Here is a 10,457-nt window from a genome sequence, read left to right as displayed (position 1 = left end):
CCCCACGGGTTATTAGTCTTATCGCTACTTAAAAAGGGAGATGAACAAATGAATACTACCAAAAAGAGCGCAAAAATTGTAGGGGTACTGTTTATACTTGCAGCAGTTACAGCAATAATAGGTCTAATTTTATACAAGCCTATCCTAAATGGTCCGGATTATCTGATTAATGGTTCTGAACATGCCAACCAGGTGACACTGGGAGCGCTTATGGAATTATTTCTTGTCGCTTCAGCGATTGGTACTGCAACTACCATGTTTCCAATTTTAAGAAGGTATAATGAAACTATAGCTCTTTGGCATGTTTGCTTCAGGTTTCTTGAAGCAATTGTCATTACTATTGGTGTAATCAGCGTACTGTCCCTGTTGACCTTAAGCCGCGAATTTATCGCAGCAGGAGCCCCGGATACCGCATCTTTTCAAACTTCAGGAATAGTATTAAAAGCAATACATGACTGGACATTCATGCTCGGTCCCCTTTTCATGTTGGGTATAAATACGATGATGTACAGTTATATATTTTACAAAACAAAGCTCGTTCCCAGGTTTATACCAATCTTGGGTATGACCGGGGCAACTCTTGTTTTTATTTGTGCCTTGTTGGTACTGTTCGGTATAATTCAACAAATTTCTGTTTGGGGTGCTATTTTGGCGCTTCCAGTAGCAGCTAATGAAATGATTTTAGCAGTATGGCTCATCGTTAAAGGGTTCAATGAATCTGCGCTTGCTTCCATTTCTGCAAGCAATACAGCGAACGAGAGCTGATGGCAACCACCATTTAATCATCTGAACTTAAAGGAGAATCGTTCCTTACCTTTAAAGTTAAAGCTATTAAATAAAAGACGTTTGGAAGAATATTACCAAACGTCCTTTTTTACTAATCTTTACATACTCTTATTGAACTAACTGCCCCTTTAGTCCATAAGAAAAAGCTGCCCTAAAGACAGCTCTGATCTTCTACTAACGCACCCGTTAGTTTAAGAAGATGTAGATAATAATTTATGCATTCTAAATCTCGGAACAGTATCTTCATCTTCTATTTTTAATACATCAAATCCATTTTTTCGATAAAAATTTATTGCCCTTTTGTTTGTGTGGGATACCCTTAATTGGTATGCATTAACACCATATTCTCGAAAGAAACGTTCTGCAAATTCAATTAGTTTAACCCCGAATCCTTTTCCACGATATTCTGAGATTAAGTAAAATAGATTAACATATCCAATCTCTTTATTCTCAAATTGTTTAATCTGCAACTCAACTTGCCCTACTTGTTTACCATCTATTTCAACAATAACAAGCCCACCAGGAAATTTTATAAGCCTTTCAGTAATCTTCTTTAAATAACTGTCATTATCTCCGATTAAACTCTCATCACCAAAACTAATACTGTACGAATCTCTTCTAAACTTAATAATGGTTTCAGTGTCTCTTGATAGGTCAATGTTACGAAATGAAAACAAGCTAATTCCCCCATTCCTTATGCACGATATGCTTGATTTTAAAATACCTTATTTATAGTTCAACTCGAAAATGGAAGTTTTTTCTTAAAGAACTATCCTGCCCCGTTAGTTCCATAAGAAAAGAGCTGCCTTAAAAGACAGCCCCGATCTTTAGCTAACGTACCCGTTAGTTCAACAAATATTTCTAATTACAAAAATTCATAATAACTATCTAATAATTCTTCGCTTCCATTTTCTGCTTCTTTCCCATCCATTTCCTTATCTTCTAGCCATTGTTGATAATGAATTATCTCATGAGCCATGCTGCGTAAAATTGTCCATAAAGCATCATTTTTTCCTCTTTCTGAAACTAATTCTTCATAATCTCATGTTGCAATTCTTATGTAAGGTTCAACAGTTTTATCATAAGGTGCAAAAAAGGTAGCACTCGCCAGTTCTTTTGTATCTCTGGTTTTAAGTTGATAATCCGTTTTTAGGTATATAACAACCCTTATCGGAAATTCCATATATGTACGTAACCAAACAGCAAAGCTTAAGCAAGTCCGTCTTACTGATGGATTAACATCCTTTTCACATCTGACTCTTAATCCTGAACGTCGATATTGCAAATCACTGGTTGTCATAATAATTCACCTTTAGTTTCATGTTATTGCATAATTCGCTAACTTCCCGAAATTTCCTTCTTACACTAACCTGCCCCGTTAGTTCCATAAAGTAAGAGCTGCCTTTAAGACAGCTCTGATTCAGCTAAAGCACCGTTAGCTCTATTCTGACTAACCACTTCACCAAATGTTCTTTATTAAGCGAATCATCATTCTTGGTATAAACATTAAGATGTTCCAAGCGACTTCAAATAAGATTGAATCCCTAAGCTCAATTAGGATTTCTTTAAAAAAGCCGTTCTGCCTTTCTTTTTTTCTTTTTTTATTTTTCATCTGTCTAACTCCCAATAACTTAATATTTATCTAAATTATAATCCAATTTTCTTGTTGCAATAAATAGTTTGACACTCCTTTACTTCATATATTAATCCATCAGCAAGGGTCTCAATCTTTGTTTAATTATTCTGCCCCGATAGTTCCATAACAAAAAGAGCTGCCAAAGCAACTCTCTTCTTGAAGTAAAGCACCCGTTAGTTAAAACTTTTAGAGTTGACAACACTGTGAAAACAAAAAAACCCTATAAATTAGAGGGTTTTTTGAGAAATAGGTATATCTTTACTGATGTATGTATTATCGATAATCTTAAAGTAAGGGAGTATTATTCCTAGTGAAGATACAGTACAAATAATTGCCGAGTGTGAATTTTTCATTCTTTTTTTTTGCTGCAATTTGTCCCTATATTCCATTTGAATCTTTCTCTTTTTATAATCAAATTTCATATTGTAGGTAGGTTCCTTAAGTTTGCTTTACCAGAAAAAACCATATTCGTTATTCAACTATCCTGCCCCGATAGTTCATTAAGAAAAAGAGTTGTAGCAGCAACCTACTTTATTTGCACCTAGTTAAGATTGATATACCTAATGATGAATGATTCCTGCCAATGTCAAAGATGTGATTAGACTTCCATACTATGCCTATCCAAATTACCAGTCGAATTACTACAAAAAAATTCACAGACAAAAAGACTTCCATACACAGTATGAAGTCTTTTTGGAAAGAGAAGAGCATTACGGTTTTAAAACGACTTTTATACATTCATCCTCACGATTATTAAAAATTCGATAACCATGACTTGCTTCTTCAAGAGACATTTTGTGAGTGATAATATCTCTTGGGTCAAATTCGTTATTTGTTATTTTTTTAAACAATTCCGGCATAAAATGAATGACTGGAGCCTGTCCCATTCTAAGATTAATATTTCTAACCCAAAATGCACCTAATGGAAATAGATTATAGTTACCTCCGTAAACACCTGTCATTTGCACTGTCCCATACTTTCGGACAGCTTTAGTAGATATTTGAATAGGCCCAAGGGTTCCGCCCTGCAGTTTCAATTTTTGTTCCAGAAACTCCAGGGGTGATTTCTTACCATCCATACCAACACAATCGATGACGACATCTGCCCCACCATGTGTGATCTCTTTTAAATGTTCCCCCATATCAGGGTGTTTTGTGAACTCAAATACTTCAACATTGTTCATCTTTTTCGCATGATTGATTCGGTAATCCAAGTAATCAACTGCTATTACACGCTTTGCACCTTCCATCCAGGCAAATTTTTGTACCATCAATCCAACAGGTCCGCATCCGAGAACAATAACTGTATCGCCTGATTTTACACCTGCATTTTTCACACTCCAATAAGCTGTTGGCAGAACATCCGATAAAAAGAGCAGTGACTCATCCTCCAATTCGCATGACTCGGGGATAACAAAGGGAGTGAAGTTTCCAAAAGGGACTTTCAAATATTCAGCCTGACCACCTGGATGGTTACCGAACTTCTCAGTATAACCAAAGTATCCGCCAGAATCATAATGAGGGTTTGAGTTATCGCATTGGCTTTCCATTTCATGTTGGCAATAAAAGCAATGTCCGCATGAAACATTAAAGGGAACGACAACACGGTCTCCCTTTTTTACTTTTGTCACTTCAGGTCCAACTTCTTCTACAATACCCATCGGTTCGTGGCCAATAATATATCCTGGGGGTAATGGCATGTTACCTTGATATAAATGCAAATCAGATCCGCAAATAGCAGTAGAAGTAATCTTAACTATAATATCGTCTTTTTTTTCTAATTTTGCATCCTCTACTTGGTTAACCTGTACATGATTTGGTCCTTGATAAGTTACAGCCTTCATAAATGTAGGGCCCTCCTAAATTCTAATACTGTTAACACTCTTGACTATGGTCAACAAAGAAAGTAAATAATATACTTATTCAACCTTAGCGTAATTGTTTTATGTAAGTTAAAGGGGCTGAACCGTTTTGACCACGAAGTAATGGTGCTAGCTTTCGAAATAGTTATAGGTGTATATAGCGTGAATTAATTCGGGGAAATAATTATAACCCTTACTGAACTAAACTTACCTGCCTCTATAGTTCAACAAGAGTAATGAACAAGAAAAAGAACCCCTTTGCAATAAAGAAGTCCTTATTCATTCATTCAATTTCAGTTGCAAATTGAAACAATTCCGGGTGATCTGCCAAGTCTTGCATCGCTTTTTCTCTTTGTTTTTTGGCTGTTTCCATGTCTTCTTCAACTAATGTTTCACTTCCAGGTAACAGAATAACTTCTTCATCTACTGGTACTGGCGCATTTGCTAAATCAGATTGGAAAGAAAAAAGACCAATAAAAGTGACTCCAAATAACATAAGGATTTTCTTAAATTTAATCTACCTCCTTAGGATATGTTTAATTATACCATTTACAGGCCTCTTACGGAGCTAATGCACCCGTTAATCCTTTATGGGTACCACCAGCAACATTAATTACCCTTAATTTATTTGATTTTCTCCGCCAACTCTAAAATAATTCCCTCTGGTCCACGACAGTAGCATAACTTATAACTATCTTCATATTGTTGTATCTCACTAAAGATTTCCGTACCTTTCTTTTTCAATTTGGCAACAAGAGCTTCAATATCTTCAACAGCAAATGCAATATGCCGGATGCCCAGGGTATTTGCAAAAGGTTGCTGACTATCTTTTTCATCTGACGGCGTATAAAATTTAATTAGCTCTACCCATGCCTGACCTTCTGGCTTCCCCAATCCTACACATGCTACTTTAACGTCATTAAGCCCACTCATCCGATCCATCAAATCTCCTTCCATTTCCCATTCCCCTTGCACTTCAAGTCCAAAATCGAGAAAAAACTCTTTAGCAGCAGAGAGATCATTTACGATTACGCCTACATGATCTATTCTGTGGATCTTCATATTTCTACCTCCTTCGTTCCTGTTATTTTGCAATATCCTGTATTCTTTCATTCTAATTCTCTAAAAACAGAAAATAACCTTCTTGTTGAATAAAGGCAAAGAGCACTCTTCAATATCCTGCCCCGTTAGTGCCATAAGAAAAAGAGCTTCTGATCAGCTCTTATAATGAAGTAAAGCACCCGTCACTTTTAGTCAAATTTTTATCGTAAAAGAAAAAGGTGCACTCAGTATAAAGTGTACCTTTTTGTAATATTGCCCCCAAACAATCCACAAAAGCCTTACCAGTCCAATCCCGATTTTTTTCATGAAAAAAACTACCCGAGTGGGTAGCCAGTATTACATGTTATTTGAAAACAATTTGCAGTTTTCCAGATACTCTTCCAGAAGAGTATCCATCTTTAACATCCACATAAAATTTGCCAACTCTCATATCTGTGAATAAGGTCTTTCCACCAGCTAAGCTATGATAGCCTGTGCACTTTCCAGTACTGGCATTGCAGAGACGGGACCATATGTTACTATAATTAGTCAACCACTTACTTCCAGAAGAAGTCTTTAAATAGATTGGGGAAACCAGTTCTACCTGTAAGTCACTACCTCTGTTAGGATTTCCAATTTCACCATCCCATTTTCCATCTTCTGTTTGAAAAGAATACTGTGGAACACTTGCTTGTGCAGAAGAATTGCCTAATACCATTCCACCTACCAGGACTAACACAAAGGTACTTAAGATTGCAAATAAGTTTTTCATGTTATTTTCCCCTCCCATCTTTATCCATTTTATAATATCAGAACAAACTGATTATTAAAATGATTAAAAATGACTATACCTTCTTTGCTTCAAACATGTTTTGGTTGCGTCATTTTCTTTTGGAGCGCATGCCTTTAAGTTTTGTAATGTCATCTTGCTTAAGCAAATGGTTATACATTTCACTGTTAACATCATATATCGCAATTTTCCCTTGATTATTATAATGAATTCCCCAACCATAATTTTTCACTAAAGGAGAAGCCCTGAAACACGCCTTGGATTTTGAAAAGAACTGTTCTCGAAGTTCAGCTGCATTTTCCGCTTCCATTTGATTTTTGATTAAATATGTTTTGAATTGGACATCTTCTTGTGTAAATTTATAGGGGTTATTGTTAATCAAATCATGTTCAATATAAGCAATGGTCGGTTTTCCGTTTTTGATGACAGGGACCTTTGCCGAAGAAACTTTTGAATCCCCTGAAATGGTAATAAGTGTGTTCTTATAACTCATATAACAACCTCATTAGTCTACATACCATATCATACCATTATTTTCCTCCACTCTCCTGCCCCTTTAACTCTATAAAAAAAGCGTCGCTTCATTATGTCTTCATAGCAATACAGATCGTTCATTAATGGGAGTTGAAGAAGGGTCACCATAACGATCATTATAGGAATTAATCTACTAAAAAAAGGCTACTTAACGTAACCTTTTTTAGTACAATCATTTTCTATTTCACTTTGACTTTAAGGGCCTTAATCACTTCTTCTGTTGCCTCGGCAATAAGCTCGTCGTTATAATCAGCCTCTTTTTCATCACGACTTGAAAGTACAGCAAGAACAATGGGATCTCCTTTTGATGGCCAAATGATCGCAATGTCATTTCGCGTACCATATGATCCCGCTCCAGTCTTATCAGCCACTTCCCAACCTTTCGGCACTCCAGCACGAATTAACGCATCTCCAGTAGTATTTCTCTTCATCCAATCTATTAAAAGTTCACGTTTCTCAGTTGGAAGTGCATCTCCCAATGTAAAAGCCTGAAGACTAGTAGCAAGTGCTAGTGGTGTACTCGTATCATGCGTTTCACCAGGATTAACTACATTTAAATCTGGCTCGATTCGCTCAGGGTTGGTAACATTATCTCCAATTCCCTCCAGTGCTTTTTTAAATCCAGCCGGTCCCCCCAGTTGTTCAAGGATAAGGTTTCCAGCAGTATTGTCACTGTATCGAAGCGAAGCATCAGCAAGCTCCTTAAGGGTCATCCCCGTATCAACATGCTTTTCGGTAATCGGATTATAATTAACAAGATCCTCACTTGTATAGGTAATTCTTTGATTAAGGTCCTCTATTGATTTCTGTTGTAAAAGTGCTCCTACTGCCAGAGCCTTATGAGTAGATGTAAACGCAAATCGTTCGTTCTCATGAAATTCCACGGTTTCTTTCGTTCCTGTATCAATGGCATAGACCCCAAGTTTTGCATCATATTCCTTCTCAAGTTGTTCAAATTTCTTGATTGTGGCTTCTTTTGCCGTAATAGTCTCCGACGTTTGGTTAGTTCCCCCGGTTTGTTCTGTTCCCGATTGTTGTACAACCTGTTTTTCCTCATCTGAGCAGCCTGTAACCATAAGCACCAAGCCCATTGGTGCCAGTATTTGATAAAACCATCTTTTGTTCATCATATAAACCCCCTAATTATTTGATTAGACTCTTATGTACGAATTGAAAAAACAACCTCATGCAAGGAGTTTTAACAGATTACGTTTGTAGTCCGATTACATCTGTAGTATAGTATTACATATGTAATCAAAGAAAGTCAATTCTTTATTTTTTTACCATCAAGCCACTATAAATTTGCTATATACCTGTTTTTGTTAATTTAAAAGTCAAGAGAGGTGGTATTGAAGGACATGTTTTTAACCTACTTTATAATAGGTTTATTGGTGTCTTCATTTTCCGTTACTGTTATCCTGCTTATACGAAAATGGTTTGGAAGACAATTAACAGCAAAATGGCACTATCATTTGTGGATGTTTCTTTTTATGGCTTTAGCACTTCCTTTCATACCTACTGATTTATATAATTTTAGTTCTCTCTTTAGCAGCGGGGACATAAATCAAATTAATGCACCCAGCTCTAATATGGAAAAAAACGGGACTGATATGATGCAGGGCCTGCACCTCATACAAGACTTTTCTGTATCGGTCAATCGGCCGGACCTGTCCTTACTTAATAAGGGAGTGATGGGTTTATGGTTGTCAGGGATGCTTTTATTTACCTTTACTATGGTTCGTGGATGGCTCACAATCAGAAGGATAAAGAATTATTCTTCTCCGTTTTCCAATCAAGAAGTTCTCGTGCTTTTCGAAGAATGCAAGAAAAGACTGCATATAAAAAAACCAATAGAGATTGTTATTTCGAATAGAGTCCAATCTCCAATGATATTCGGGCTTTTTCAAACATATATCGTCTTACCTTCCCAGCATGAAAACTGGCTTAGCTTGAAAAATTACGAGTATATCTTTCTTCATGAACTGAATCACTATAAAAACAAGGATTTGCTGACAAATTACGTGATATTGTTCTATCAAATCATATATTGGTTTAATCCCCTTGTTTGGCTTGCTTTTAGAGAAATGAGATTGGATCGGGAAATCGCATGTGATACATCTGTTTTACAGTTACTGGATGATCATTCCATTAGTGAATATGGAAATACGATCATTAATTTTTTGGATCTCTCAAAACGGTCAAGTAATCTGCAGTTGGTGACACAATTAAACGGTTCGAAGCTTCAAATCAAAAAACGAATTGAACAAATTTCCGCCTATAGTCATTCCGCAAAAAAATCATTAAGAAAAAGCGTCTTCATTTATGTGTTGGCCAGTATCATTTTGACAATCCAATTACCTTTCGTTTCCGCATTTGCGACGGAAAATGACCGATACTATTTTAAAAATGACGGAGTAGTTTATGAGGATTTACAGCAATTCTTTAAAGGGTATGAAGGAAGCTTTGTTTTATATGATCATAACGCACAGCAATATCGCATTTATAATGAAGAGAAAAGCACTTTACGGATATCACCTGATTCCACATACAAAATCTATAGTGCCTTATTTGCTCTAGAAGCAAATGTGATATCACCCGAAGAATCGAAACTTTCATGGGATGGGACGAAGCAACCCTATGAAGCTTGGAATATGGATCAGGATGTCTCATCTGCATTACAAAAATCTGTAAACTGGTATTTCCAAGAATTAGATCGTCGAACAGGATTTGAAACAATTCAATCCAATCTACAAGAGATAAACTATGGGAATTCCGATGTATCTGGGGAATTCAGTGAATTCTGGAACGAATCCTCATTAAAAATTTCTCCAGTCGAGCAAGTCCAACTGCTGCAAGCCTTTTATAACAATCAATTCGGATATAAGGAAAGGCATATCCAAGCCGTGAAGGACGCACTACTCTTAGAAAAGAATGAAGAAGCTCGCCTATCAGGAAAAACAGGCACAGGAGCAGTGAATGGAAAAAACATCAATGGTTGGTTTATCGGGTATGTAGAGACGAAGAACAACACTTATTTCTTTGCTACCAATATACAAAATGAAGATGATTCATCCGGAAGCAAAGCGGGAGAAATCACTTTATCAATTTTAAAAGATTTAGGAATCTATAATGAAAATGAAGGGGAGAAATATGGAGAAAAACATTCCTAGTATATCAGAATCAGAATGGGAAATCATGAACGTACTTTGGGATAAAGCCCCTCAAACAGCGAATGACATCATACTTTCCTTACAGGAAAGTTCCGATTGGAAACCGAAAACCATACGAACCCTTCTCGATCGATTGGTTCAAAAAGATGTAGTAGGTGTCAATAAAGATCAAAGAGTTTACACCTTTTACCCGCTTTATTCACAGGAAGAGTGCCAGCGTGCCGAGACCGAATCATTTATCAAACGTATCTATGGAGGGACCATGAAATCCATGCTTGTCCAATTCATTCACGAAGATACCCTATCTGATGATGATATCAATGAACTGCGCACCATTTTAAATAAAAAACCTAAAAAGTAATCCTATTAAAAAAGTCGATTTGGAATTTTTCCAAATCGCTTTTTTCGGTCGAAATTGAAATAGCGGGGGTTTCTCAAGTAATTATCGCTTTCTTGCTCAGCAACCCGTAAGTCATAAAATAAGGCTGTTTTCACATACTTCGTTGCTATTTACCAAATAGTGAGGTGTGGTTGATTTCCCCTCCAGATGCTCGCTTTCCGCGGGAGTCTCGCACTTCCGCTCCAATCAACCTTAAATCGTTTCGTTTTAAAAACAACAATCTTTACGAAAAGAGCCT

The 10,457-nt window shown here is 36.6% G+C and carries 12 protein-coding genes; 3 read left to right on the top strand and 9 right to left on the bottom strand.

Features of this window, described 5'->3' with window-relative positions; all coding sequences use genetic code 11:
* Positions 1-765, top strand: a 765-nt coding sequence (locus tag J7I96_RS27155; RefSeq protein WP_251029271.1) for a DUF4386 domain-containing protein, incomplete at its 5' end; no start/stop codon positions are given.
* A gap of 212 nt (positions 766-977) precedes the next feature.
* Here the strand turns inward: J7I96_RS27155 and J7I96_RS27150 are convergent.
* The 9 genes from J7I96_RS27150 to bla form a co-directional block, all read right to left on the bottom strand.
* Positions 978-1,463 (bottom strand): GNAT family N-acetyltransferase, encoded by a 486-nt coding sequence (locus tag J7I96_RS27150; protein ID WP_214774796.1) that lies wholly within the window; start codon positions 1,461-1,463, stop codon positions 978-980.
* A 365-nt stretch (positions 1,464-1,828) separates the two neighbouring features.
* Positions 1,829-2,086, bottom strand: a complete 258-nt coding sequence (locus J7I96_RS28280) for a hypothetical protein (protein WP_251025485.1) — start codon at positions 2,084-2,086, stop codon at positions 1,829-1,831.
* A 159-nt stretch (positions 2,087-2,245) separates the two neighbouring features.
* The gene (locus tag J7I96_RS27140; protein WP_214774799.1) at positions 2,246-2,398 is read right to left on the bottom strand and encodes a hypothetical protein; all 153 of its coding nucleotides are present in this window, start codon (positions 2,396-2,398) and stop codon (positions 2,246-2,248) included.
* Positions 2,399-3,132: 734 nt separating this feature from the next.
* Complete coding sequence (locus J7I96_RS27135; protein WP_214774802.1) at positions 3,133-4,266, bottom strand: zinc-dependent alcohol dehydrogenase; 1,134 nt, start codon at positions 4,264-4,266, stop codon at positions 3,133-3,135.
* Positions 4,267-4,567: 301 nt separating this feature from the next.
* Entirely contained in the window at positions 4,568-4,780 is a 213-nt protein-coding gene (locus tag J7I96_RS27130) for a hypothetical protein (RefSeq protein ID WP_214774803.1), read from the bottom strand.
* Positions 4,781-4,908: 128 nt separating this feature from the next.
* Entirely contained in the window at positions 4,909-5,346 is a 438-nt protein-coding gene (locus J7I96_RS27125; protein WP_214774805.1) for a VOC family protein, read from the bottom strand.
* Between the two features lie 343 nt (positions 5,347-5,689).
* Positions 5,690-6,097, bottom strand: coding sequence for a hypothetical protein (locus tag J7I96_RS27120; RefSeq protein ID WP_214925641.1), 408 nt, complete (start codon positions 6,095-6,097; stop codon positions 5,690-5,692).
* Between the two features lie 109 nt (positions 6,098-6,206).
* Complete coding sequence (locus J7I96_RS27115; protein ID WP_214774809.1) at positions 6,207-6,608, bottom strand: DUF6157 family protein; 402 nt, start codon at positions 6,606-6,608, stop codon at positions 6,207-6,209.
* Between the two features lie 220 nt (positions 6,609-6,828).
* The gene (bla, locus tag J7I96_RS27110; RefSeq protein ID WP_214774811.1) at positions 6,829-7,776 is read right to left on the bottom strand and encodes a class A beta-lactamase; all 948 of its coding nucleotides are present in this window, start codon (positions 7,774-7,776) and stop codon (positions 6,829-6,831) included.
* 231 nt (positions 7,777-8,007) lie between these two features.
* Here bla and J7I96_RS27105 point away from each other — a divergent pair, with 231 nt between their 5' ends.
* Together J7I96_RS27105 and blaI are read left to right on the top strand one after the other, a co-directional pair.
* Positions 8,008-9,819 (top strand): BlaR1 family beta-lactam sensor/signal transducer, encoded by a 1,812-nt coding sequence (locus J7I96_RS27105; RefSeq protein WP_214774813.1) that lies wholly within the window; start codon positions 8,008-8,010, stop codon positions 9,817-9,819.
* Positions 9,800-10,180, top strand: coding sequence for a penicillinase repressor BlaI (gene blaI, locus J7I96_RS27100; RefSeq protein ID WP_214774815.1), 381 nt, complete (start codon positions 9,800-9,802; stop codon positions 10,178-10,180). Before J7I96_RS27105 ends, blaI begins: the two co-directional genes overlap by 20 nt.
* Positions 10,181-10,457: the final 277 nt, after the last annotated feature.

Origin of the sequence: Bacillus sp. ISL-78, assembly GCF_018613455.1 — a bacterium.
Taxonomy (GTDB): Bacteria; Bacillota; Bacilli; order Bacillales; family DSM-1321; genus Peribacillus; species Peribacillus frigoritolerans.
The sequence above is the reverse complement of the archived record's forward strand: the minus strand, read 5'-3'. Positions and strand labels throughout refer to the sequence as shown.

What these genes read in the sequence shown, in the direction of transcription:
- J7I96_RS28280 (WP_251025485.1), bottom strand. Translation starts at nt 2,086, where the DNA reads ATGACAACCAGTGATTTGCAATATCGACGTTCAGGATTAAGAGTCAGA.
- J7I96_RS27140 (WP_214774799.1), bottom strand. Translation starts at nt 2,398, where the DNA reads ATGAAAAATAAAAAAAGAAAAAAAGAAAGGCAGAACGGCTTTTTTAAA.
- J7I96_RS27135 (WP_214774802.1), bottom strand. Translation starts at nt 4,266, where the DNA reads ATGAAGGCTGTAACTTATCAAGGACCAAATCATGTACAGGTTAACCAA.
- J7I96_RS27130 (WP_214774803.1), bottom strand. Translation starts at nt 4,780, where the DNA reads ATGTTATTTGGAGTCACTTTTATTGGTCTTTTTTCTTTCCAATCTGAT.
- J7I96_RS27125 (WP_214774805.1), bottom strand. Translation starts at nt 5,346, where the DNA reads ATGAAGATCCACAGAATAGATCATGTAGGCGTAATCGTAAATGATCTC.
- J7I96_RS27120 (WP_214925641.1), bottom strand. Translation starts at nt 6,097, where the DNA reads ATGAAAAACTTATTTGCAATCTTAAGTACCTTTGTGTTAGTCCTGGTA.
- J7I96_RS27115 (WP_214774809.1), bottom strand. Translation starts at nt 6,608, where the DNA reads ATGAGTTATAAGAACACACTTATTACCATTTCAGGGGATTCAAAAGTT.
- bla (WP_214774811.1), bottom strand. Translation starts at nt 7,776, where the DNA reads ATGAACAAAAGATGGTTTTATCAAATACTGGCACCAATGGGCTTGGTG.
- J7I96_RS27105 (WP_214774813.1), top strand. Translation starts at nt 8,008, where the DNA reads ATGTTTTTAACCTACTTTATAATAGGTTTATTGGTGTCTTCATTTTCC.
- blaI (WP_214774815.1), top strand. Translation starts at nt 9,800, where the DNA reads ATGGAGAAAAACATTCCTAGTATATCAGAATCAGAATGGGAAATCATG.